Annotated in this window: 26 protein-coding genes; 21 read left to right on the forward strand and 5 right to left on the reverse strand. The window is 29.2% G+C overall.

The window, feature by feature from the left end; all coding sequences use genetic code 11:
- From dnaA to ACSIGC_RS00015, 3 genes are read left to right on the forward strand one after another with little or no spacing between them, the layout of a single operon-like run.
- On the forward strand, window positions 1-1,425 hold the full coding sequence (dnaA, locus tag ACSIGC_RS00005; protein ID WP_442266131.1) for a chromosomal replication initiator protein DnaA: 1,425 nt from the start codon (window positions 1-3) through the stop codon (window positions 1,423-1,425).
- An 11-nt stretch (window positions 1,426-1,436) separates the two neighbouring features.
- Window positions 1,437-1,883, forward strand: coding sequence for a low molecular weight protein-tyrosine-phosphatase (locus ACSIGC_RS00010; protein WP_442266132.1), 447 nt, complete (start codon window positions 1,437-1,439; stop codon window positions 1,881-1,883).
- Between the two features lie 2 nt (window positions 1,884-1,885).
- Complete coding sequence (locus tag ACSIGC_RS00015; RefSeq protein ID WP_442266133.1) at window positions 1,886-2,590, forward strand: SAM-dependent methyltransferase; 705 nt, start codon at window positions 1,886-1,888, stop codon at window positions 2,588-2,590.
- Window positions 2,591-2,622: 32 nt separating this feature from the next.
- On the opposite strand, the gene ACSIGC_RS00020 is transcribed toward ACSIGC_RS00015, so the two are convergent.
- The 4 genes from ACSIGC_RS00020 to dapF all read right to left on the reverse strand — a co-directional run bounded on the left by ACSIGC_RS00020 (window position 2,623) and on the right by dapF (window position 5,725).
- Entirely contained in the window at window positions 2,623-3,246 is a 624-nt protein-coding gene (locus ACSIGC_RS00020) for a peptidoglycan-binding protein LysM (protein WP_442266134.1), read from the reverse strand.
- A gap of 161 nt (window positions 3,247-3,407) precedes the next feature.
- Window positions 3,408-4,433 carry an endolytic transglycosylase MltG gene (gene mltG / locus ACSIGC_RS00025; protein ID WP_442266135.1) on the reverse strand — a complete coding sequence of 342 codons (1,026 nt, stop codon included), beginning with the start codon at window positions 4,431-4,433 and terminating at the stop codon, window positions 3,408-3,410.
- Window positions 4,423-4,950, reverse strand: a complete 528-nt coding sequence (locus tag ACSIGC_RS00030; RefSeq protein ID WP_442266136.1) for a GNAT family N-acetyltransferase — start codon at window positions 4,948-4,950, stop codon at window positions 4,423-4,425. Before ACSIGC_RS00030 ends, mltG begins: the two co-directional genes overlap by 11 nt.
- Window positions 4,931-5,725 (reverse strand): diaminopimelate epimerase, encoded by a 795-nt coding sequence (gene dapF, locus ACSIGC_RS00035; protein WP_442266137.1) that lies wholly within the window; start codon window positions 5,723-5,725, stop codon window positions 4,931-4,933. The genes ACSIGC_RS00030 and dapF overlap by 20 nt, the downstream gene beginning before the upstream one ends.
- A 138-nt stretch (window positions 5,726-5,863) precedes the next feature.
- Between dapF and ACSIGC_RS00040 the strand changes: the two genes are divergently transcribed.
- The 6 genes from ACSIGC_RS00040 (at window position 5,864) to ACSIGC_RS00065 (ending at window position 12,817) form a co-directional block, all read left to right on the forward strand.
- Entirely contained in the window at window positions 5,864-7,249 is a 1,386-nt protein-coding gene (locus ACSIGC_RS00040; protein ID WP_442266138.1) for a trypsin-like peptidase domain-containing protein, read from the forward strand.
- Between the two features lie 121 nt (window positions 7,250-7,370).
- Window positions 7,371-8,813, forward strand: coding sequence for a glyceraldehyde-3-phosphate dehydrogenase (locus ACSIGC_RS00045; RefSeq protein WP_442266139.1), 1,443 nt, complete (start codon window positions 7,371-7,373; stop codon window positions 8,811-8,813).
- Window positions 8,814-8,949: 136 nt separating this feature from the next.
- The gene (locus tag ACSIGC_RS00050; protein WP_442266140.1) at window positions 8,950-9,495 is read left to right on the forward strand and encodes a DinB family protein; all 546 of its coding nucleotides are present in this window, start codon (window positions 8,950-8,952) and stop codon (window positions 9,493-9,495) included.
- On the forward strand, window positions 9,496-11,493 hold the full coding sequence (gene ligA / locus ACSIGC_RS00055) for an NAD-dependent DNA ligase LigA (RefSeq protein ID WP_442266141.1): 1,998 nt from the start codon (window positions 9,496-9,498) through the stop codon (window positions 11,491-11,493).
- A 7-nt stretch (window positions 11,494-11,500) separates the two neighbouring features.
- The gene (locus ACSIGC_RS00060) at window positions 11,501-12,151 is read left to right on the forward strand and encodes a lysoplasmalogenase family protein (protein WP_442266142.1); all 651 of its coding nucleotides are present in this window, start codon (window positions 11,501-11,503) and stop codon (window positions 12,149-12,151) included.
- Between the two features lie 9 nt (window positions 12,152-12,160).
- Complete coding sequence (locus tag ACSIGC_RS00065; protein ID WP_442266143.1) at window positions 12,161-12,817, forward strand: lysoplasmalogenase; 657 nt, start codon at window positions 12,161-12,163, stop codon at window positions 12,815-12,817.
- On the opposite strand, the gene ACSIGC_RS00070 is transcribed toward ACSIGC_RS00065, so the two are convergent.
- Window positions 12,806-13,189, reverse strand: coding sequence for a DoxX family membrane protein (locus ACSIGC_RS00070; RefSeq protein WP_442266144.1), 384 nt, complete (start codon window positions 13,187-13,189; stop codon window positions 12,806-12,808). The two genes, ACSIGC_RS00065 and ACSIGC_RS00070, sit on opposite strands and share 12 nt — an antisense overlap.
- A gap of 204 nt (window positions 13,190-13,393) precedes the next feature.
- On the opposite strand from ACSIGC_RS00070, the gene dapA reads away from it, so the two are divergent.
- From dapA to ACSIGC_RS00130, 12 genes are all read left to right on the forward strand, one after another.
- Window positions 13,394-14,269: a 4-hydroxy-tetrahydrodipicolinate synthase gene (gene dapA, locus ACSIGC_RS00075; protein ID WP_442266145.1), complete on the forward strand. Its 876-nt coding sequence runs from the start codon at window positions 13,394-13,396 to the stop codon at window positions 14,267-14,269.
- A 121-nt stretch (window positions 14,270-14,390) separates the two neighbouring features.
- Window positions 14,391-15,416 (forward strand): hypothetical protein, encoded by a 1,026-nt coding sequence (locus tag ACSIGC_RS00080; RefSeq protein WP_442266146.1) that lies wholly within the window; start codon window positions 14,391-14,393, stop codon window positions 15,414-15,416.
- A 143-nt stretch (window positions 15,417-15,559) separates the two neighbouring features.
- Entirely contained in the window at window positions 15,560-16,384 is an 825-nt protein-coding gene (locus tag ACSIGC_RS00085) for an outer membrane protein assembly factor BamD (RefSeq protein ID WP_442266147.1), read from the forward strand.
- A gap of 2 nt (window positions 16,385-16,386) precedes the next feature.
- Window positions 16,387-16,713: a DNA-directed RNA polymerase subunit omega gene (locus ACSIGC_RS00090; protein ID WP_442266148.1), complete on the forward strand. Its 327-nt coding sequence runs from the start codon at window positions 16,387-16,389 to the stop codon at window positions 16,711-16,713.
- A gap of 3 nt (window positions 16,714-16,716) precedes the next feature.
- Window positions 16,717-17,928 (forward strand): bifunctional phosphopantothenoylcysteine decarboxylase/phosphopantothenate--cysteine ligase CoaBC, encoded by a 1,212-nt coding sequence (gene coaBC / locus ACSIGC_RS00095; RefSeq protein ID WP_442266149.1) that lies wholly within the window; start codon window positions 16,717-16,719, stop codon window positions 17,926-17,928.
- Window positions 17,929-17,976: 48 nt separating this feature from the next.
- The gene (locus tag ACSIGC_RS00100) at window positions 17,977-18,882 is read left to right on the forward strand and encodes a DUF4835 family protein (protein WP_442266150.1); all 906 of its coding nucleotides are present in this window, start codon (window positions 17,977-17,979) and stop codon (window positions 18,880-18,882) included.
- An 83-nt stretch (window positions 18,883-18,965) separates the two neighbouring features.
- A complete protein-coding gene (gene recN, locus ACSIGC_RS00105; RefSeq protein ID WP_442266151.1) occupies window positions 18,966-20,618 on the forward strand; it encodes a DNA repair protein RecN in 1,653 nt (550 codons plus the stop codon).
- 6 nt (window positions 20,619-20,624) lie between these two features.
- Window positions 20,625-21,140 (forward strand): tetratricopeptide repeat protein, encoded by a 516-nt coding sequence (locus tag ACSIGC_RS00110; protein WP_442266152.1) that lies wholly within the window; start codon window positions 20,625-20,627, stop codon window positions 21,138-21,140.
- Window positions 21,141-21,158: 18 nt separating this feature from the next.
- Window positions 21,159-21,971 (forward strand): enoyl-ACP reductase FabI, encoded by an 813-nt coding sequence (locus tag ACSIGC_RS00115; protein WP_442266153.1) that lies wholly within the window; start codon window positions 21,159-21,161, stop codon window positions 21,969-21,971.
- Window positions 21,972-22,039: 68 nt separating this feature from the next.
- Window positions 22,040-22,816 carry a DUF3050 domain-containing protein gene (locus ACSIGC_RS00120; RefSeq protein ID WP_442266154.1) on the forward strand — a complete coding sequence of 259 codons (777 nt, stop codon included), beginning with the start codon at window positions 22,040-22,042 and terminating at the stop codon, window positions 22,814-22,816.
- Window positions 22,813-23,817 carry a glycosyltransferase gene (locus ACSIGC_RS00125; RefSeq protein ID WP_442266155.1) on the forward strand — a complete coding sequence of 335 codons (1,005 nt, stop codon included), beginning with the start codon at window positions 22,813-22,815 and terminating at the stop codon, window positions 23,815-23,817. The genes ACSIGC_RS00120 and ACSIGC_RS00125 overlap by 4 nt, the downstream gene beginning before the upstream one ends.
- Complete coding sequence (locus ACSIGC_RS00130; protein WP_442266156.1) at window positions 23,818-24,753, forward strand: UDP-glucuronic acid decarboxylase family protein; 936 nt, start codon at window positions 23,818-23,820, stop codon at window positions 24,751-24,753.
- Window positions 24,754-24,854 lie beyond the last annotated feature (101 nt).

Genomic DNA, 24,854 nt, shown 5'->3' on the forward strand with positions numbered 1-24,854 from the left:
ATGAATAAAACTGCTGAATTAGTATGGTTAAATTGCCTGTCTTTTATAAAAGACAATATAAAGCTTCAAGCCTATAAAACATGGTTTGAGCCTATAAAACCAGTTAAATTATCTGGAGAGGCATTAACAATTCAGGTACCAAGTAAATTCTTTTATGAATGGTTGGAAGAGCATTATATTAAATTATTACGAGTAGCGTTAGTTCGTGAACTAGGTGATAATGCGAAATTAATTTATGATGTTCGTATGGAGAATACTTATAGTAGTAATAATCCTCAAATTGTTAAAATTCCTAGTGCAAATAGAAACCCTCTTAAACCACAAAAAGTAACAGTTCCTTTAGAAAATAAAAGAGAATTGAAAAACCCTTTTGTTATACCTGGTTTACAGAAGGTTAAGATAGAGTCTCAATTGAATCCAAATTACAATTTTGATAATTTTGTGGAAGGAGATTCAAATAGATTAGCTAGATCTGCTGGTATGGCTGTAGCTAATAAACCAGGCGGAACATCTTTTAATCCTTTATTGATATATGGAGGAGTAGGGTTAGGAAAAACACATTTAGCTCATGCCATAGGTGTTGATATTAAAGATAAATATCCAGATAAAACAGTTTTATACATTTCTTCTGAGAAATTTACTCAGCAATTTATAGATTCTGTAAAATCTAACACTAGAAATGATTTTATTCATTTCTATCAAATGATAGATGTTTTAATTATTGATGATGTTCAGTTTTTATCTGGTAAAGCTGGAACTCAAGATGTGTTTTTTCATATTTTTAACCATTTACATCAAAATGGAAAACAGGTGATTCTTACTTCAGATAAAGCACCTGTAGATATGCAAGATATTGAACAGAGATTATTGTCTCGTTTTAAATGGGGACTTTCAGCTGAACTTCAAAGTCCTGATTATGAAACTCGTATTTCTATCTTACAGAAGAAACTATTTAGAGATGGTGTCGAGATGCCTGAAGATATAGTTGAATACATAGCTAAAAATGTAAAAACAAATGTTAGAGAACTTGAAGGGGTAATTATTTCTATGATTGCTCAAGCTTCATTCAATAGAAGAGAGTTTACCTTAGATTTAGCAAGACAAATTGTTGATAAATTTGTTAAGAATACCAAGAAAGAGGTGTCTATAGATTATATTCAAAAAGTAGTTTCAAAATATTTTGATATGGATGTAGCTACTTTACAGTCTAAAACAAGGAAAAGACATGTTGTACAGGCTAGACAATTAGCGATGTATTTTGCTAAACGTATGACAAAATCTTCTTTAGCCAGTATTGGAAGTCAAATAGGACAACGCGATCATGCTACAGTACTTCATGCTTGTAAAACTGTAGATAACTTAACAGAAACTGATAAACAATTTAGAAAGTACGTTGAAGATTTAACAAAGAAATTAACATTCTAATTTAATTTATAATGAAAATACTAATGGTTTGTTTGGGTAATATTTGCCGTTCACCATTAGCAGAGGGGATTTTAAAATCCAAATTAGATGCTGAGCATTTTGTTGATTCTGCTGGAACCTCTGGTCACCATAGTGGAGAATTGCCAGATAGAAGATCTATAGAAATAGCAAGATTAAATGGTTTAGATATTACAGATCAAAGATCAAGAAAGTTTACTGCAAATGATTTTGATAACTTTGATATGATTTATGCTATGGATTCTAGTAATTATCATAATATTATTCAGCTTTCAAGAAATGAAGAAGATGTTAATAAAGTGAGAATGATATTAAATGAATCTTCACCGGAAGAAAATTTAAATGTTCCAGATCCTTACTATGGAGGAGATCAAGGATTTGTTAATGTATATAATATGCTTGATGAAGCATGTGAAGTAATCGCATCTAAAATTCAATAATTATGATTGGTAAGTTATATTTAATTCCTACTACACTTGGAGATACAGAGCCTTTAGAGGTTATGCCTATTTCTGTAAAAAAAGTTATTGAACGTTTAGATTATTTCATTGTTGAAAATGAAAAAACAGCAAGAAGATATATTAAAAAAATAACACCAAATAAACCACAATCATCTTTAAACTTTATGATGATTGATAAATATTCACACGAACTAGAAACCAGAAACTATTTAGATGTTTGTGATGAAGGTATCTCTGTAGGAATACTTTCTGAAGCGGGTGTTCCTGGTGTTGCTGATCCTGGCGCTACTGTAATTAAGCAAGCACATGAAAAAGGAATACAAGTAATTCCGTTAGTTGGACCTTCTTCTATTTTAATGGCAATAATGTCTTCTGGTTTAAATGGACAGAATTTCGCTTTCAATGGATATTTACCAATTGATAAGTCCGATAGAAAAAGAAAAATTAAAGAGTTAGAAAAATTATCAAGAGATAAAGAACAATCACAGTTATTTATTGAAACTCCTTATAGAAATAATAAAATGCTTGATGATTTAAAAGCTACATTACAATCGAATACTCAATTGTGTGTAGCTTGTGATATTTCTTTACCTACAGAATACATTAAAACTTTTCCAATTCAAAAATGGAAAACTGAAAACGTTGATTTACACAAAAGACCTGCTATCTTTATTATTCAAGCGTAATCAAATTAAAAAGTTTTAAAGAATAGAGTTTCTTATACAGTTGCTTTTTTATCTGCCTTGATATGTGATAAATCATATCCAGCAAATTTTTTCATATAACTTTTGATAGATGTTCCGTAAGCATCTTTAAATTGGTAATTTCCATAAGAACGTAAGAATTTCTTTACATTGCCAGGTCCAGCTAAATGAGCAGAAGCTATTATCCCAGACTCAGTGATAAGTATTCCATTTATTCTTTTACCAACAAAACGGGAAATATCCCTTCTTAAAATCCATTTATTCACCCTACAAAGAGCAGTGAAAGCCCTCTCTTGTAGTTCAGGGTTTTTCAGGAATTTTTTTGTGTCGTAAATTTTAAATCTCTTTAAAGTACTTTTACCAAACTGATATTTACCTAAAAAACCATGAGTGTTAACCACATAATATCTACCTTGAGATTCTTTAAAAGCCAAAGCTTCTTTAAATCCAACAAAGTTTTTTTCTAGTTTAAGAATGTCTTTAGTAACTTCGTAGTTTACTGGTGTTGTTACACCTTTTTCGTATTTCTTTTCTATTTTTTTTGTAGTAAAACTTATAAGCGTAATACTAACTAATAATATCCCTAATTTTCTGATAATTAATATACTTTCTATTTGGCGGGCGCAAATATATGACAAAAAAAAGGATTAAAACAAATCTTAGGATTTTGTAGATTTCATGATTTTTAATTATTCGTAAAAATTCGTTTTTATTTTAATGAATATATAAATAAGGGTATAAATTCAGTGTTAAATTCTTTTAAAATGAGTTAATTAAGTTGAAATAAATTTTTGTTAAATTATCGCTTAATTCCTTGATTATTAATCCAAAACTGATATTTTTTGGCGTTTCTATTGTGTTGCGATAATGTTTTTGCAAACTCATGGAAGCCTATGTTATCTACACTAGCACACATAAAAAAGTAGTCGTGTTGTGCTGGATTTAAAACTGCTTCTATAGAAGATATATCGGGCATAGCTATTAAAGTAGGAGGAAGCCCAACGTTTTTATAAGTATTATATGGTGATTTTGTTTCTAAATCTTTAAAAAGGACTCTCTTAACTACAAAATCTTGACCATGTTTTTGTTTTAAAGCATATATGATAGTAGGGTCAGCTTCTAAAGGCCATTTATTTTTGTAACGATTTAAATATAATCCAGCTACTTTTGATCGCTCAGAAATTTTTGCAGTTTCTTTTTGAACAATAGATGCTAAAGTAATTACCTGATCTTTTGTTAAACCTTGTTTTTTTGCTTTTGCTAACCTTGAGGTATTCCAAAACTTATTATAATAGGAAAGCATTTTGTTTCTAAACTTATCCGCGGAAGTATTCCAATAGAATTCATATTGATTAGGAATATACATGGCAAGAGCAGAAGCTTCAGTAAAATTTTGTTTTTTTAAGAAATCACTATCTCTAAAAGAGTTTAAAAGAGTAATGCTGTCTGTTTCTAGTTGTTGCGCAATTCTACCAGCTAATTTTTCTAAAGTATCTTGATTGTTGAATGAAACTTTTACTGGTGTTTGATTTCCTGAGCGAAGTAAGTTAACAAGATCATTTAAACTCATTCGTTCTTTTAAAGAATATTTACCACCTTTAGGTTTCGTGAATTTTTTCTTTTCTGCAACCCAATTAAAATCATCTGTATCATTTATAAAATCACTAAGTAACTCTTTAAGTTCTGTCATTGTAGTTTTAGAAGGAATAAAAATATCTCCACTTTTAGTAACAGCAGGAGCGAAAATTTTTTGGTAATAAGTAAATCCTACAATTCCTAATATTATAAATAAACCAAGAGTTATGTATATGATTTTATTCTTCATGAATTAATTGAAATAAAATTTCGTTTTTATATTTTCCATTAACTAATATCCAATCTTTTTTAATCCCAACGTTTTTAAAACGATGCTTTTTAAATAGTGATAAACTATTATGATTATCTTCTGTAATGTTGGCGTACAATTGATGTAAATGTAAGGTTAAAAAACTATAGTTAATTAAAATTTTTAAAGCCTCAGAAGCGTATCCTAGATTTTGAAAGTCTTTATGAATAATTATTCCAACTCCAGCTCTTCGGTGTTGTGGGTTAAAATCAAATAAGTCGATTAACCCAACTCTTTTATTCGAACCCTTTTCAATAATAACTAAACGAAGTTGTTTAGCTTCATATAAATCTAAATGACAATTTTCAATATATTGTTTTAGTAAAAAACGTGAAAATGGAGTTTGGGTATGACTTACTTCCCAAAAGGACTCATCATTTTCAATAGTAAATAGAAAATCTAAATCTTCAGGTTCAATTGCTCTTAAGACAATATGATCACTTTCTAAAGTCTTCATTAATTTTAATACTTCCTTTAAAAACAAAAGTAGCAGGCCCTATTAAATGAATGTTCTTATAACTATTGTCGGTGTATTCAAAGGTAACTGCTAAATTTCCGCCTTCTACTTGTAAGTCTACAGTGTTATTTTCCGTTTTATTTAATTTATGCATGGCTAAAGCAACAGCAGTTACACCGGTTCCACAAGCTAAAGTTTCGTTTTCAACACCTCTTTCATATGTCCTAACACGGAAAGAATTTGTATTTGTTTGTTCTACAAAATTGATATTACTTCCTTCTTTTCCATAAATAGAATTCCTTAGTTTTCTTCCATTTGAAAAAACATCATAATCTTCAATATTTTCAACTAGCTCTACATGATGAGGAGAACCGGTATTAGCAAAAGCATAATTTTCATGAATCGTTACAGTATCAACATCGATCATTTGTAATTTCACAATCTCATTATTGATTTCAGCAATATGTAAGCCATCTATAGCTATAAATGTAGCTTTATTATTAATAACACCAAGCTTATTGGCAAAAGCGACAATACATCTACCACCATTTCCGCACATTGTACTTTCATTTCCATCAGCATTATAATAAACCATTCTGAAATCGGTATTATCATCATTCTCTAATAAGATTAATCCATCTGCACCAACACCAAAGTTCCTATGACATAGTTGTGAAATAAGCTTGGCGTTATCTTTTGGAAAGGTTTTTGCTCTATTATCGATCATAACAAAGTCGTTTCCTGTTCCTTGGTATTTATAAAAAGTAATTTCCATATGAAATTACAAATATATGTATTTACTTAGGAAAAAAGAGATGTTAAACACTGGTTAAAGTGCGTTAAAATGAAGTTAAACAGATAAGCTTAAAATGTTAAAATTGTATATTTGAGTAACAAAAAATTTTAGAACAATATGAAGAGAATTTTTGGAATAATAGGCGTTGCATTTTTAGGAGGTGCAACTGCTTTAGGAGGTTATAAATTATTTGTTGAACAACCTCAGGTGGTTATTGAAAAATCAGTAGAGCCACAGTTACAAACTGTTAAGGCAAGCTATACGCCAGCAGTTTTAAATACATCTTCTGTACCTACAGATTTTACAGATGCTGCTGAAAAAACGGTGAATACAGTAGTACATGTTAAAAACACAGCAGTAAAAGAAGTGTATAATCCTTTTGAAGAGTTTTTTGGTCGTGGCAATGGAAGAAGTAAACGAGAACAAGTAGGAACAGGAAGTGGTGTGATTATTTCTTCTGATGGATATATCGTAACAAATAATCATGTTATTGATGGAGCCACAGATATTGAAATCACACTTAATAATAGAAAAAAATTAAAAGCCAATTTAATTGGAGCTGATCCTAAAAACGATATCGCTTTATTAAAGATAGAAACTGACATGGAGTTGCCATTTATCACTTTTGGTAATTCTGATAATGCCAAAATTGGAGAGTGGGTTTTAGCAGTTGGAAATCCATATAATTTAAATTCTACAGTAACAGCTGGAATTGTTAGTGCAAAAGGGCGCGATTTAGAAGGAAACACTAATATCGAATCATTTATACAAACAGATGCGGCAGTTAATCCTGGAAATAGTGGAGGGGCTTTAGTGAATACAAGAGGAGAATTAATTGGAATTAATACAGCGATTACTTCTAGAACAGGTTCATTTATTGGATATTCTTTTGCCGTGCCTTCGAATATTACAAAGAAAATTGTAGATGATTTACTTGAGTATGGGAATGTTCAAGAAGCGATTATAGGTATTAATATAGATGCTTCTTATAATCAAATAGAAGGTGTAAAGATTGGTAATATAGACGAAGGGAGTGAAGCTTTAAAAGCAGGTTTAAGAGAGGGAGATGTGATTACTAAGGTAAATAATGTGAAGATAGCTAAGTTTTCGGATTTAAAAGGTCAATTAACAGCTAAAAGACCTGGTGAATTGGTAAATCTTACAGTAGATAGAAATGGAACAGAATTAACTAAGACTGTGAAATTATCAAAAAGAGATTCTTTTATTTCTGAGAGTTTTGGAATTGAATTGAAAGATTTGACAGAAGAAGAAAAAGAGAAAAGAGATATATCATACGGGGTTAAAATTTTGAGAACTAGTCATCCTGCATTTAAGCAGTTTAAGGTAGGGAAGGGATATGTAATAACAAAAATTAATAATAAAGAAATTCATAGCGCTTCTGAAGCGAAAAACATTTTAGATACCTATTCACCAAGAACAAGAAAAAGATTTATATTAGAAATGATAAGCCCGACAGGTCAAGTTGAACGATATGGGTTCTAGTGATTATAAAGATAAAAACTCGATATGAAAAATATCGAGTTTTTTTTATTTAAAAAAGTTACGAAATCGTTTGAAATAACTACTTTTGCAGCAAATTTTTTAAAAATTAGTTCACACAACTATGTCAATAATAACAAATTACGAAGAAGAAGTTGCTAGTCAAGTTCAAATTAGAAGAGCTACAACTGAATTTATCAATATTGTAAATGATTTATGGTACGATAAATCAATTGAATTAGTATTATTTAGAAATCCATTAGTAGATAAAAGAGCTAGTGAAGTATTAAATTTAATTGATTATGCAAAAGAATTTGTAGCAAAACCAATTTCTATTCAGGATGCGTTAGATATTGCTAAAGCAATTCAATCTACAGAATTACCAGCTTCAAAATTAGATATTGGAAAATTAGCTTATGAGTATCATTTGATAGATGATACAAACTTAGAAAAAGTTGATTTTGTAAAAAAACAATTGAAAGATGCTAAAGCTGCAAATGATATTCAACCAAAAGATGTTGTTCTTTATGGTTTTGGTCGTATCGGTCGTTTATTAGCTAGAGAGTTAAGTAGTAAAATGGGTAAAGGTTCTCAATTAAGATTAAGAGCTATTGTTACTCGTGGAAAGATTGATGAAAGTGTTTTAGAGAAAAGAGCTTCATTGTTGAGTATTGATTCTGTTCATGGTGATTTCTTAGGAACTGTAAGTGTAGATGCAGAAAATAATGCGTTAATTATTAATGGGACTTCAGTTCAAATGATTTCAGCTGCTGCACCAGAGGATATTGACTATACAGCTTACGGAATTAACGATGCTTTAATTATTGATAATACTGGAGCATTTAGAGATAAAGAAGCTTTAAGTAGACATTTACAAGCTAAAGGAGCAGAAAAAGTTTTATTAACTGCGCCAGGTAAAGGAATTCCAAATATTGTACACGGGGTAAATCATTTAGAAAATAATCCTGATAACATCGATATTTTCTCTGCTGCATCTTGTACAACTAATGCTATTACTCCTGTTTTAAAAGTTTTAGAAGATAACTACGGAATTAAAAAAGGCCATCTAGAAACAATTCATGCATATACTAATGATCAAAATTTAGTAGATAATATGCATAAAAAATATAGAAGAGGTAGAGCAGCAGCTTTAAATATGGTAATTACAGAAACAGGAGCAGGAAAAGCTGTTTCAAAAGCATTACCAGCTTTAGAAGGAAAATTAACATCTAATGCTATTAGAGTTCCAGTTCCAAATGGATCTTTAGCTATTTTAAATCTACAATTAAATTCAGAAACAACTGTAGATGCTATTAATGCGATCATGAAACAGTATGCTTTAGAAGGAGATTTAGTGGAGCAAATTAAATATTCTTTAAGTAACGAATTAGTTTCTTCTGATATTGTAGGAACAACTGCACCATCAATTTTTGATAGTAAAGCAACAATTGTTGATGGAGATACAATTGTAATTTATGTATGGTACGATAACGAATATGGGTATTCTCATCAAGTTATGCGTTTAGCGAAACATATTGCTAAAGTTCGTAGATTTACATACTATTAGTAGTAAATTTCATCTGATATATGTTAAAAAGTTCGGAGCATTTGCTTCGAACTTTTTTAATTAAAAATAGTAAATTGCATCTCTTTATTATTCTTTTGTTAAAATGAAACTATTTACTTTAGGACTTATTTTTTTTATGATGTCAACTCAAACACAAGCACAAAATTTACCATATTATGAAATTCCAAAAGCTTCTGATTCCTATACAGCAGGTTCTGTTGCAAGTAGAATGATAGATGGTTTAGGTTTTCGTTATTATTGGGCAACTGAAGGTTTAACTGAAAAAGATTTAAAATTTAAACCTAGTGATGAAGCAAGAAACTTATTTGATACTGTAGATCATATTTTAGTATTATCAATAATGACATTAAGTGCTGTTGAAGAAGTAGAAATGAGTTTTCCAGAAGAAGGAACATTAACATTTTCAGAAATGAGAAAATTAACATTAGAAAATTTTAAAAAAGCTAGTGAAATTTTAAAATCTTCAAATGATCTGTCAAAATATATAATGAAAATTCCTAGAAGAAATAATAATGTGGTAGAGTATCCTTTTTGGAATCAGTTAAATGGACCTATAGCAGATGCAATTTGGCATTGCGGACAAATAGTAACTTTCCGTCGTACATCGGGAAATCCTTTACCTAAAGGCCCTAGTTTTTTAACGGGAAAAGTAAGAAGATAAATGACAACAAAAGATAAAATTGAATCGCTTCGAAAAGAACTAAATCAACATAATTATAATTATTATGTTTTAGATAATGCAACAATCTCTGATTATGAGTTTGATATTAAATTAAAAGAGTTAGAAAAACTAGAAGAAGAGAATCCAGAGTTTTTTGATTTAAATTCTCCAACGCAACGGGTAGGAGGAGAAATTACAAAAAATTTTCAGACAATTACTCATAAAAATAGAATGTATTCTTTAGATAACTCATATTCTAAAGAAGATTTATTAGATTGGGAAAAGCGCATTCAAAAGAATTTAGGAACTGAAAATATAGAGTATACATGTGAGTTAAAATACGATGGAGCATCTATCAATTTAACTTATGAAAATGGTGTGTTTGCTAGTGCAGTAACAAGAGGTGATGGTTTTCAAGGAGACGAAGTAACAACAAATATTCGTACTATTAAATCTATTCCATTAACACTGTCAAATGATTTTGTTTCTAATTTTGAAATGAGAGGTGAAATTATTTTGCCTTTGGATGGTTTTAATAAAATGAACGAAGAGCGTATTGCTAATGGTGAAGATCCTTATAGAAATCCAAGAAATACGGCAAGTGGAAGTTTGAAACTTCAAGATAGTAGAGAGGTAGCTAAAAGACCTTTAGATTGCCTTTTATATCAGGTGGTTACTAATGAAAGAAAATATAAAACTCATTATGAAAGTTTAAATGCAGCTCGTGATTGTGGATTTAAAATTCCTGATACTATTACATTGGCAAAATCTATAGATGAAGTTTTAGAGTTTGTAAATCATTGGGATGTTGAACGCCATAATTTACCTTACGAGACTGATGGCGTGGTGATAAAAGTAAATTCTTTAATCCAACAAGAAGAATTAGGATATACATCTAAATCCCCAAGATGGGCAATAGCTTATAAGTTTAAAGCAGAGCAAGTTACTACAGTTCTAAATGAAATTACTTATCAAGTTGGCCGTACTGGAGCAATTACACCAGTAGCAAATTTAGAGCCTGTTCATTTAGCAGGAACAATTGTTAAAAGGGCTTCTTTACATAACGCAGATCAGATAGAAAAGTTAGATGTTCGTATAGGAGATACAGTTTTTGTTGAAAAAGGAGGTGAGATTATTCCTAAAATAATGGGAGTAGATTTGTCAAAAAGAGCCGAAAATTCTTTACCAACAAAATATAAGGAACATTGCCCGGTTTGTCATACTCCATTAGTAAGAACTGAAGGAGATGCAAAACATTATTGTCCAAATGAATTTGGATGTGCACCTCAAATTACAGGAAAAATCCAACATTATATCAGTAGAAAAGCGATGGATATAGATGGTTTAGGATCAGAAACCGTTGATTTGTTACATAAAGAAGGATTAATTAAAAATTATGCAGATCTTTATGAATTAACTGTTGAGCAAATTATTCCTTTAGAAAGAATGGCAGAAAAATCTGCTATGAATATGGTAGAAGGAATAAAAAAATCAAAAGAAATACCTTTTGAAAAAGTGTTATTTGCTTTAGGAATTCGATTTGTAGGAGAAACAGTAGCAAAAAAGTTAGCAAAACATTTTAAATCTATTGATAGTTTGTCTTCAGCTACTTTTGAGGATTTAGTTGCTGTAGATGAAATAGGAGATAGGATTGCGGAAAGTGTTATAGGTTTCTTATCCGATGAAAATAATATCGAAATTATAAATAGATTAAAAATCCATGGTGTTCAATTAGAGGTTTCTCAAGAAGCTCTAGCGAATCAGACTAATAGATTAGAGAGTAAAATTTTTGTGGTTTCTGGAGTTTTTCATCAAATGAGTAGAAATGAACTTAAAAAAGCAATAGAGGATAATGGAGGTAAGGTTAGTAGTTCAATATCTAAAAAAACAAACTATATTGTAGCAGGAGATAATATGGGACCTAGTAAGTTAGCAAAAGCTGAGTCTTTAAGTATTCCTATTATTTCTGAAGAAGATTTTTTAAAAATGATAAATTAAATAACTATTGAGTATAAAAAAAAGTTTTAAAATTCCATTTTTAATTATTTATGCCTTATTAGGTGTATTGTCTTTATATATTCTAGTGTATCATGAATATAAATACAGTCTGAAACTGTTACCTACTTTAATGCTAGCACTTTCATCTTTGCAATTGCTGAAAAAGTTTGATAAACGAATTTTTGCTTTTTTTTTAAGTATTATTTTAGGTGATGTGATTATTGTTAATTTCGCTAAATTCGGTTTAGGTTTATATTTTCATAGTTTAAGTTTTATTATTTTATCTTATTTGAGTTGGAGTTTTTTCAAGAAAAAATTAAGAAAAGAAATTATTAAGTATTTTGTGATATTTTTAATCTTATTTCTAATTGTTTTCTTTTTTTCAATAGATAATAAAGGAACTGCTTATAATTCTATATTTATATATGGTGTTTCTCTTTCTTTAGTTACATCATTATTATTTACAAATTATTTAAAAATGATGATACAGGCTAATTACATATTGTTTTTAGCCATTGCAGCAAGAATTGTGTCCGATTCAATATTAACAATTGTTATGTTTAATAATTATAATATGTATTACACATTTGTAGCATACATTATTTATTTTACATCAAACTATTTGTTTTTTAGAGGGTTTACCTTAAAATATGTTTAAAGAAATATTATGAATAAAAAAGTTATTTTTTCTGTGTTATTTTTGTTGGTTTCTTGTGTTGAGGTTTTAGCAACAATATATAATTACAGGGTGTTAGAACTTATTTTTAAACCACTAATTGCTGTTACGTTAGTTCTTTTGTATTTAGTTAATGTTTCAAAGCCAAGTTTTTGGTTTGTTTCAGCTCTTTTTTTCTCATTTTGGGGAGATGTGTTATTGTTGTTTCCAGAAGATTTTTTTGTTTTAGGATTGGTGTCCTTTTTGATAACACATGTAATTTACATTAAAATTGTTTCAGGGTATTTCAATAAAATTGAAATCAGTACAAAAATTCTTTCATTTCTAGCGTTTTTAATGTATTTCTCCGTAATTGTTTTTTTAATTAAAGATAACCTTAAAGAGTTACTTCTCCCTGTAATTGTATATGGATTAGTAATATCCATGTTTGGGACAACAGCATTGTTAAATTATATTCATAATAAAACAACAGAAAATTTATGGTTATTAATTGGAGCTCTAATTTTTATTTTATCAGATAGTGTTATAGCACTAAACAAGTTTTACAGTGAGCAACCTATATTCTCAAGTGTGATCATGATAACTTATATTGTGGCTCAATTTTATATTTGTAAGGGAATGATTGCAAAAAGCAACTTAAAGATTTAAAAAAGGAATTTCTTTTTTATGAAGTAATAATAATATTCCTCCACTTATAAGGGTAATAATAGCCATTATAAACAATGCTCCGCCATCATTATTATGAATAATGCCTATTTTAGTGATATGAGAAAAAATAGCTCCAGACATTATTCCAATAGTTATTAATGCGCCTAACCAAGTTCTTTTCGGAAGAAAAAGTAAAATTGTAGCAATTAATTCGATAATTCCAGTTCCGATTCGCATTAAAGCTTCATTTTCACCAGCTACTTTAGTAAATAAATCAACACTAGCTTCATTTGCAGTAAATTTGAAAAATAAAGTTTGTAGCATAATTATTCCAGAAATAATTTTAAGCATTAATGGTAAATGTTTTTTCATGGTAAATGAATTTTGTTTTTTATATAGACGGTTAAAGTTTATTATCTTTTCAAAAAAAGTTTTTTTTATTGAAGTTATACTTAACTTGTATTTTTAAGAATGTAAAAAAAATTAAACATCAAATAAAAATTTGTGTATTCTTGTCAAAACCCCTGTTTTAATTAAATAAAGCATTAATTTTACCTAAAAATTTGAACACTTAACATGCAACAGTTTATAGGTACAGGAGTAGCGTTAGTAACTCCTTTTAATGAAGATAAAAGTATTGATTTTGATGGTTTAGAAAGATTGATAAATTATCAAATAGACAATGGTGTAAACTATTTAGTTGTTTTAGGAACCACAGGAGAACCAGCTACTTTAACACAGGAAGAAAAAGAAGCAGTTAAATCTAAGATTATTGATGTAAATAATGGAAGGTTACCATTAGTTATTGGCATAGGAGGAAATAATACAGCAGCAGTAGTTGAAGAAATTAAAAATACTGATTTAACTCATTTTGATGGGATTTTATCAGTTTCTCCTTATTACAATAAACCAACTCAAGAAGGTATATACTTACATTTTAAAGCAGTTGCAGAAGCTACAGAAAAACCTATCATATTATACAACGTTCCTGGTAGAACTTCTTCTAATATGTCACCAGAAGTTGTAGTGCGTTTAGCAAATGATTTCAATAATATAATTGCTGTAAAAGAAGCAAAAGGAGATATGGTTCAAGCTATGCAAATTATACAACATGCTCCCGAAGACTTTTTAGTGATTTCTGGAGATGATATGATTGCTTTACCTATGACTTTAGCTGGAGGAGCAGGTGTTATTAGTGTAATAGGTGAAGGATTACCAAAAGAGTTTTCTTCTATGATTCAATTAGGATTAGAAGGAAAAACTAAAGAAGCATATGACTTACATTACAAAGTAATGGATAGTATAGATTTAATATTTGCTGAAGGAAATCCTGCAGGAATTAAATCTCTATTACAGAAAAAAGGAATTTGTTTAGATGAAGTTCGCTTACCTTTAGTTAAAGCTTCGGAAGAATTACAAACTCAAATTTCAGATTTTATAGATAGTTTATAAAACTCTAATAAAATAAACCACAAAACCATACGCTTATACCTTAAGCATATGGTTTTGTGGTTTATTTTATTTTCTACCTGTCAATATTTGCTAAGTTTAATAATGATTAAACTATACAAATATGAAACTTATCAAAATATTTTTTTGTTTTCTGTTAAGCTTATTTTTAAGTAGTTGTGGAGCGGGAAAATTACCACAAGCAGAAACTTTAGGAGAAGAGAATTCTTCATATTCATATGTGCCAATAGATCCTTTTCCTGTATCAACAGTAATGGGTAATAGTTGTGAACCTTGCCAACCTGGTCAAGATATTCCTTATAAATCATTATTAAACTCATTTCCTGATCAAACAGTTCGATTATCAATTGCAAAATTGAATGTAGATGGCTCCATTACTTATGGAAGTGTAGTAAAAGCTACAGCTAAAAATGAAACTTATGAAGTTACATTAGATTATGTAAATGTTGATGTAACTCAAATTCCTTTTTTTTATAGAGAGAAAGAATATTACAAGACAAATTCAAAAGGGAAAAATGAAAAAAAGATAGATTATGAGTTAAAACCAAGTGTAAGATATGATTATTTAAAAGGAAATTCTTTAGAAAATAATACAGTTCATAATTATGAAACAAAGAAGAAGCAAGTTGTAGCTTCTTTACCTGACGATAAAAAAGATTGGCAAGAAAAAGTAGTTCCTGTTTATATAGGAGTAGGATTAAGAGTTGTAGCTAGAGTTACAGTTTTAGATGCAGATGTTAATTTATCTGGATTAGGAGTAATTGGAAGTGAAGCAAAAGCAGGAAAGCTAAAAGGGAGTTTAAGTGTACAAACATTAGGTATAACTGGTAAAAGTGTTTCTTCAGCATTGCCGTTGCCAAGCGAAATTAATGAAACAACAATTCAAAATGCAATTCTTTCCATAGGAACTATAAAAGCTCAATTATATACATCTGATCCAAAGGATGATGAAAGCGGAGAAAATAAAGGTGATATTGTAATTTCACCAAGAGTTGTAGGTGTTTATAAACCATTTAAAGGAGGAGCAGAGGTTATTAATCCAATAATATCAGAATTAGCAAGAGAACCTGTACGTTGGTATAGACCTTGTAAAAGCAAGGCGAAATATCCAAGTTCTTGTAGAGAATAAAAACATAATAAATAATAACAAAATAAATTTAACATACGTTTAGTAGCTTTTTCAATTACTTTATCCGTTATTGCTTGAGAATTTCAATAAAAATTCAATTTTAATAATACATAATTAATTAGTAATTTTGCAAAATGCAAAAAATGAAGAGAATAGTTTACGCAGTATTTACATTTTTAATGTTAACTTCATGTGGAGAATATCATAGAGCTTTAAATCGTGGTACTACAGAAGAGCAATATAAGATGGCGATTAAGATGTATGAAGCCGAAAAATATAATAAGGCTTTACGTTTATTTGAAAAAATAACTCCTTCATATAGAGGTAAACCTCAAATGGAGCGTATACAATATATGGTAGCTAATTCTAATTTTAATGAAAAGAATTATGGAATGGCAGGGTATTATTTTGGACGTTTTTCAGATAATTACCCTAAAAGTTCTAAGAGAGAAGAAGCAGATTTTCTTTCGGCTTTAAGTTATTATAAAGCAGCACCAACATATACTAAAGATCCAACGAATATAAATAAAGCTATAGATGCTTTTCAGTCTTTTATTGATAAATATTCAGATTCTCCTAGATTAACTGAGGCAAACAAATATTATCAAGAGTTACGTTACATGTTAGAAAGTAAAGCTTTTGAAATAGCTAAAAACTATTATAATACTGCAGAGACCGATCCGAGAAATTACAAAGCTGCAATTGTTGCTTTTGATAATTTATTATCAGATTTTTTAGGAACATCGTATAAAGAGGAGGCATTATTTTACAGATTAAAAGCAGCACATGATTTAGCAGTAAAAAGTAGGTTAAGAAAAAAATCTGAACGTACTAAAGTTGCTATTAAAGCGTACGAAAAATTAAAACGTAATTTTCCTAAGACAAAATATGAGAAGGAATCTGAAGAAATGTACGCTACTTTAAAAGAGATAGAACAAGACATACAAAAACAATTAGTTAAAAGTTAAATATGAATTACAAAGAAACTAAAGCCCCAGTTAGTACAGTGACTTATGATAGAGAAGCTATTGAAGCATCTACTGATAACATTTATGAGGCTATTTCTATCATAGCTAAAAGAGCAACTCAAATTAATTCTGATTTAAAGAAAGAGTTAGTTGATAAGTTAGATGAGTTTGCAACTTATAACGATAGCTTAGAAGAAGTTTTCGAAAACAAAGAGCAAATCGAAGTTTCTAAATTTTACGAAAGATTACCAAAACCAACGGCTATTGCTGTTGAGGAGTGGTTAAACGACAAAATTTATCACCGTTCTACTATTGATAAAAAGAAATAATTAATGTCTATACTTAACGGCAAAAAGGTATTACTTGGTATTACCGCTGGTATAGCAGCATACAAAACGGCTAGTTTAGTTCGTTTATTTATAAAATCAGGCGCAGAAGTCAAAGTAATTATGACTCCTGCGTCTAAAGATTTTATAACACCTTTAACTTTATCTACCTTATCTAAAAATCCTGTTCATTCTACCTTTTATGACAAAGAAGATGAGAATGAATTATGGAATAATCATGTCGATTTAGGGTTATGGGCAGATATTATGGTTATAGCGCCTGCTACAGCCAATACATTATCTAAAATGACAAATGGAAGTTGTGATAATTTATTGTTAGCAACATATTTGTCAGCAAAATGTCCAGTGTATTTTGCACCTGCAATGGATTTAGATATGTATAAACATCCTTCAACAAAATCTAGTTTAGAGAATTTACAGAGTTTTGGAAATATAATGATTCCAGCAACTTCAGGGGAATTAGCTAGTGGTTTAGTTGGAGAAGGAAGAATGGCAGAGCCAGAAGATATAGTTAGTTTTATAGAGAATGATATATTAGCAAAGTTGCCTTTAAAAGGGAAAAAGCTATTGTTAACAGCCGGACCAACCTATGAAGCAATAGATCCTGTACGTTTTATAGGAAATCATTCTTCTGGTAAAATGGGATTTGCTATTGCTAATGCTGCTGCAAATTTAGGAGCAGAAGTATTTCTAGTTTCTGGACCATCTCATCAAACAATAAAACATTCTCTAGTACATAGAATAAATGTAACATCAGCTCAAGACATGTATGATGCCTGTCATACATACTTCAATGATGTTGATATAGCTATTCTTTCTGCAGCAGTTGCAGATTATCGACCAAAAAATGTAGCTTCTCAAAAAATAAAAAAGAAAGATGCTTCGTTAGTAATTGAGTTAGAACCTACAAAAGATATATTAAAATCTTTAGGTGAAATAAAGAAAGATCAACTATTAGTTGGTTTTGCTTTAGAAACTAATGATGAAGTGTCAAATGCACAGAAGAAGATACAAAAGAAGAATTTAGATTTAATTATTTTAAATTCTTTAAGGGATAAAGGAGCTGGATTTGCAGGAGATACAAATAAAATCACTATTATTGATACAGATTTTAACGAGAAAACATTTCCTTTAAAATCTAAAAAAGAAGTAGCCAAAGATATCATAAATGAAATCGTTGAAAAGCTAAGTAATTAAAGTTTTTTGTTATTTCAAACGATATTAATTTAATATTTACCTAGTATTATGATTGCCAAAAAAAGACTTGTTTTTTTATTAGTAGCATTATTGTCTTCATTAACAATAATAGCTCAAGAAGAACTAAATGCTGTAGTTGTTGTTAATGCAGATAGAGTTCAAAGTACAAACAAACAAGTATTTAGTACCTTAGAGCAATCACTAACGGAATTTATTAATCAAACAAAATGGACGAATAAGAAGTTTTCTTCTCAAGAAAGAATCAATTGCGCATTTACGATTATAATTAATGAGCAAAATTCAAATAATTTTACCGCTACATTACAAGTTCAATCTTCAAGGCCTGTTTATAATTCTTCTTACGAAACTCCTTTGTTAAATATTAATGATACGAATTTAAACTTTCAATATAATGAGTTTGAACAATTGTTATTCAACCCGAATTCTTTTGATTCTAATTTAGTTTCTACAATTGTATTTTATGTTTATGTTATATTGGGTGTAGATGCTGATACGTTTGCTTTAAGAGGAGGAGAAAATTATTTTAAACAAGCTGAAAATGTAATGCTTCAGGCTCAACAAGGAGGTGAATCTGGTTGGGAAAATAAAATAGGAGAACAAAACCGTTTTGCTTTAATAGATAGTTTGTTGTCATCTAAGTTCGGAACTTTACGTTCTATTTATTATGAATATCACAGAAAAGGTTTCGATTTATTTGCAGATAAAGAGAGAGAAGCAAAACAAAATATTGCAAATAGTATTCTTCAATTAGATAAATTATTCAATATTACTGTTGGTAATTACATGATCAGAGTTTTTCTTGATGCTAAATCGAATGAGATAAGAGAAACTTTTTCTCAAGGAAAAACGATAGGTATGGAGAATAAAATTAAAGAAACTTTACAACGAATATCACCAACTTTAAGCAGTCAGTGGAAAGAAATTAAATCTTAGAATTCTTTTAAGATTATACTAAGAAATTTCCGACTCCTCTTTTACTTAAATTCCGTATTTTTATAGGCTCTAAATGTTGGAATTTGTTAGCAAAATTATTCATACAAAATTATGCGTTAATAGATAAGTTATCTATTGATTTTACTGAAGGTCTTTCTATTATAACAGGAGAAACTGGTTCTGGTAAATCTATTCTCTTAGGAGCTTTAGGTTTAGTTTTAGGAAACAGGGCAGACTTATCTTCATTAAAAAAAGGCGATACTAAGTGTATTATTGAAGCTGAATTTAATTTAGCAGCATATAAATTAGAACGCTTTTTCTCAAAAAATGATTTAGATTATGAAGAAAATACAATCATTAGAAGAGAAATTCTTCCTTCGGGGAAATCAAGAGCATTTGTAAATGACACTCCAGTTAATCTTAGTAATTTAAGTCAATTAAAATCTAAGTTAATAGATATTCATTCTCAACATCAAACCTTACAATTGTCTGATGTAGATTTTCAGTTTTCTATTTTAGATGCCTTAGCAAAGAATGATAAAAAAATAGCTTCATACAAACGAGGTTTAAAACAATATAATATATTAATTTCTGAACTTAAAAAACTTAAAGAAAACCAAGAACAAGAACAGCAACAATACGAATATAATTTACATTTATATAAAGAATTAGAAGAAGCTGATTTTAAACTTGATGAACAAGAAGAGTTAGAAAAGAAACTAGATGTTTTAAATAATATAGAGGATATTAAGTTAAATCTATCTGAAGCAATTCAAATCACTACAGGTGAGGAATTTGGAGTTCAAAATTTATTAAGTTCTTTAGAGAATAATTTACAAAAAATAAGTGGTTTTTCTAAAGAGTATGAAGAACTTTATCAAAGAATTGTTAGTGTGAAAATTGAAGTAGATGATGTTGTTATTGAACTAGAAAATTCTAATGAAACAGTCGAATTTAATCCTGATGAATTAGAAACTATAAACGATAGGCTTCAATTACTGTATAGTTTACAAAAGAAACATCAAGTAGCAACTATTGATGAGTTATTGGCCATTTTTGAAAGTTTAGCAGTTAAAGTAAGTTCAGTTGAAAATGCTTCAGAAATTATAACCAGTAAACAAAAAGAGATTGAAGAAGTAGCTATTAAGTTAGATAGTGTTGCTGAGTTAATAACTGAAGCTAGAGAAAAATCGATTCCTAAATTAAAAAAAGAACTAGAATTTTTACTTTCTGAATTAGGGATGCCAAATGCAACTTTTTCTATAGCTGTACAACCTACAGAAAAATACTTGTCTAATGGTAAGGATGAATTACAGTTTTTATTTTCTGCAAATAAAGGAGGTAATTATGGAGAGCTTAAAAAGGTTGCTTCAGGAGGAGAACTATCTCGAATAATGTTGTCTGTAAAAAAGATTTTATCTCAAAACACGAAATTACCAACTATTATTTTTGATGAAATTGATACAGGAGTATCTGGTGAAGTTTCAAATAAAATAGCAGATATTATGCAAAAAATGGGGAATTTTATGCAAGTAATTGCTATTACCCATTTACCTCAAATTGCCTCTAAAGGAGTGTCACATTTTAAAGTATATAAAGAAGAAGTAGATGGAGTAACATCTTCTAATTTAAAGCAATTAACCAAAGAAGAACGAATTGTAGAAATAGCAGAAATGTTAAGCGGTAAAGATATCTCTGATAGCGCTTTAATTCATGCTAAAGAATTATTAAATTAAGAAGTTATGAGTGATAATAGAGCAGAAAATTTATTCTTTGAAGCAGATCAATTAATTGATGAGAATAGAATTATAGAAGCAAAAGAAATGCTTATTGATCTTTTGGCAGAATTTCCAGATTATGGTAGGGCACACAATCATTTGGGTTGGTTGTATAATTTAAAATTTAATAATTATCCTAAGGCTAAAAAACACTTAGAGTTAGCTATTAAATTTGCACCAGATTATCATGCAGCATATAGTAATTATTCATATCTATTAATCGATATGAATCTTAATGATGAAATGATTACATTTGGCAACAAAGTAAGACAATTATCAACACCAGATAAGTCTACAATTTTTAACAAAATGGCACAAGCTTATGAGTTAAAAGGAGAGATCATGAATGCCCATAAGTACTATAAGTTAGCAATTAAAGAAACACTAAATAATAAAACATTAGACTCTATTTATGCTTCAATTAACAGAGTAAGAAAAAAAATGAGTCTAATACAAAGATTGAAATTAATTAACCAATAAGATAATAAACACTAAATTATGTATAACTTATTAAAAGGTAAGAAAGGAATTATTTTTGGGGCGTTAGACCAAAACTCTATAGCATGGAAAGTAGCTGAGAGAGCTCACGAAGAAGGAGCAGAATTTGTTTTAACTAATGCACCTATTGCATTGCGTATGGGACAATTAAAAGAATTAGCAGAAAAAACTGGTTCTGAAATTATTCCTGCAGATGCAACTTCTATGGAAGATTTAACGAATTTAGTTGAAAAGTCTATGGAAATTTTAGGAGGAAAATTAGATTTTGTTTTACACTCTATAGGAATGTCTGTTAACGTTCGTAAAGGTCGTGCTTATACAGATCCTAAATACGATTTTACAACTAAAGGTTGGGACGTTTCTGCGGTTTCTTTTCATAAAACAATGAACGTTTTATACAATAAAGAAGCAATGAATGAATGGGGAAGTATTGTAGCTTTAACTTACATGGCTGCACAAAGAGTTTTTCCTGATTATAATGATATGGCAGATAATAAAGCTTTCTTAGAGTCAATTGCTAGAAGCTTTGGATATTTCTTCGGAAGAGATCAAAATGTTCGTGTAAATACGATTTCTCAATCTCCAACACCAACTACAGCTGGACAAGGAGTTAAAGGGTTTGATGGATTTATCAGTTATGCTGAAAAAATGTCTCCATTAGGAAATGCTACTGCTTTAGAATGTGCTGATTATACGATCTCATTATTCTCTGATTTAACAAAAAAAGTAACTATGCAAAACTTATTTCATGATGGAGGATTCTCTAATGTAGGTGTTAGTGATGCTGTTATGGAGCGTTTTACTGAAGAATAAAGAAAATAATCTATATACAAAAAATGCAAATCGTTAGATTTGCATTTTTTGTAATAATTACCAACAAAATGCGCATAGAATTTATAGAGAACCAATTACAGGATTTAAGAAAAGAATTACAAACTCACCCTCTATATGCTACATTAAAAAACATAAAAGATATTAAAGTTTTTATGGAAGAGCATGTATTTGCTGTTTGGGATTTTATGTCGTTACTAAAAGCATTACAATACCATTTAACAAATACAAATGTTCCTTGGTTACCTGTAGAAAATTCGGTTACGGCAAGATTTATAAATGAAATTGTGCATGGAGAAGAAACAGATATTAATGAGTTAGGTGAACCTAAGAGTCATTTTGAAATGTATTTAGATGCTATGAATGAAGTAAAAGCAAATACTTCTGAAATAGACATATTTATTGAGAAAATAACAGATGTCAATTCTATAACAAATGCATTAAAGTGTGTTAAAATAAATGAAACAACCCGAAATTTTGTTGCTTTTACTTTTAATGTAATAAAAATTAATCAACCACATATTATTGCTGCATGTTTTACGTTTGGTAGAGAGGATATTATTCCAGATATGTTTTTAGAAATTATAAATAAAGCAGAGTTAAATGAGAATAAAAAGTTTACAAAGCTTAAATATTATCTTGAAAGACATATTGAATTAGACGGAGATGAACATGGACCATTATCGTTACAAATGATTAGTGAGTTATGTGGGAATGATGAGCAAAAATGGAATGATGTTTTAGAATATGCCAGAAAATCAATGCAAATGCGTATTAATTTATGGAATGGGATTGAAGAAAAAATTAAGAAATCGGTTTTAGCATGAGTGAAATAAAGATATCACTTGTAATACCTGTTTACAATCGTCCTGATGAAATAGAAGAACTTTTAGAAAGCTTAATTCAACAAGATTTCAAAAAGAAGTATGAAGTAGTAATTGTAGAAGATGGTTCAACAGAATCTTCTGAAACCATTGTTAATAAATATACTTCTTTATTAAATATCAGTTATTTTTTTAAACCAAATAGTGGTCCAGGTGATTCAAGAAACTATGGTATGAAAAGAGCTTGGGGAAATTATTTCATTATATTAGATTCTGATGTAATATTGCCAAGTCATTATTTATCTACTATTGATAAATTTCTATCAGAAAATTATTTAGATTGCTTTGGTGGAGCAGATGCTGCACATGAAAGTTTTACAGATCTTCAAAAAGCAATAAATTATGTAATGACATCTTTCTTTACTACAGGAGGAATACGAGGTGGTAAAGTTAAAGTTCAAAAGTTTGAACCAAGAAGTTTTAATATGGGGATTTCTAAAGAAGCTTTTGAAGTAACAAAAGGCTTCTCTAAAATTCATCCGGGAGAAGATCCTGATTTATCTCAAAGAATAGTAAATAAAGGATTTACTACAGGTTTTTTACCAGATGCATATGTATATCATAAAAGAAGAATTTCTTGGAAGAAATTTCATACACAAGTCAAAAAATTTGGCTTAGTACGACCAATTTTAACCAAGTGGCATCCAGTTACAGCTAAAATAACATTTTGGTTTCCAACCTTATTTGTTCTTTTTACAGTTTTATCTTTAATAGGAGGAATATTTGTAAACTCTATTGCTTTAATTCCTTTAGTAAGTTATTTATTACTTTTATTTGTACACTCTACAATTCTAAACAAAAGTATTAAAGTTGGATTTTTATCTATTTATGCAGTATTTATTCAATTTTTTGGTTACGGATTGGCTTTTTTGAAATCTACTTTTTACATTCGCTTATTAAACAGAAATCCGGAAACACAATTTCCAAAATTATTTTTTAAGTAGGTGAAAAGAATATTAGTTACAGGAGGAGCAGGTTTTATTGGCTCACATTTATGCGAGCGATTATTGAATGAAGGTAATGAAGTAATTAGTTTAGATAATTATTTTACTGGTAGTAAAAAAAATATAATTCATCTTTTAAATAATCCTTATTTCGAAGTAGTTCGTCACGATATTACTGAACCTTATTATGCAGAAGTAGATGAAGTGTATAATTTAGCATGTCCAGCTTCACCAATTCATTATCAACATGATCCTATTAAAACGATTAAAACATCTGTTGTTGGTGCAACAAATATGTTAGGATTAGCAAAGAGAATTGATGCAAAAATTTTACAAGCTTCAACGAGTGAAGTTTATGGAGATCCTAAAATTCATCCACAACCAGAGTCGTATTGGGGAAATGTAAATCCTATTGGTTTAAGATCTTGTTACGATGAAGGAAAAAGATGCGCAGAATCTTTATTTGTGAATTACCATAAGCAAAATAATGTTCGAATTAAAATTATTCGAATTTTTAATACTTATGGAACTAGAATGAATACGAATGATGGTAGGGTAATTTCTAATTTTATTGTACAAGCTTTAAAAGGAAAAGATATTACTATTTATGGAGATGGAAGTCAGACTAGAAGTTTCCAGTATGTAGATGATTTAGTAGAGGGAATGATTCGTATGATGAATACTGATGATTCTGTAACTGGTCCAATAAACATCGGTAATCCAGGAGAGTTTTCTATTTTGGATTTAGCTAAAAAAATCATAGATATTACAAATTCAACATCTCAATTAATTTTTAAGCCATTGCCTGAAGACGACCCAATGCAGCGTAAGCCTGATATTTCTTTAGCCAAGAAAACATTGAATAATTGGGAACCAAAAGTTCCATTAGATGAAGGATTACTTAAGGTTATAGATTATTTTAAAGGTGTGATTTAAATTAAAACTATTATTTTAAGTTTGTTTAAAAAGTATCTAATAATAGTAATTTTCCTTTTATTTTCCTTTTATTTTCCTGTAATTCAAGAATTGACGATAAA

Origin of the sequence: Tenacibaculum aquaeponti (genome assembly GCF_052084715.1) — a bacterium.
Classification (GTDB): Bacteria; Bacteroidota; Bacteroidia; order Flavobacteriales; family Flavobacteriaceae; genus Polaribacter.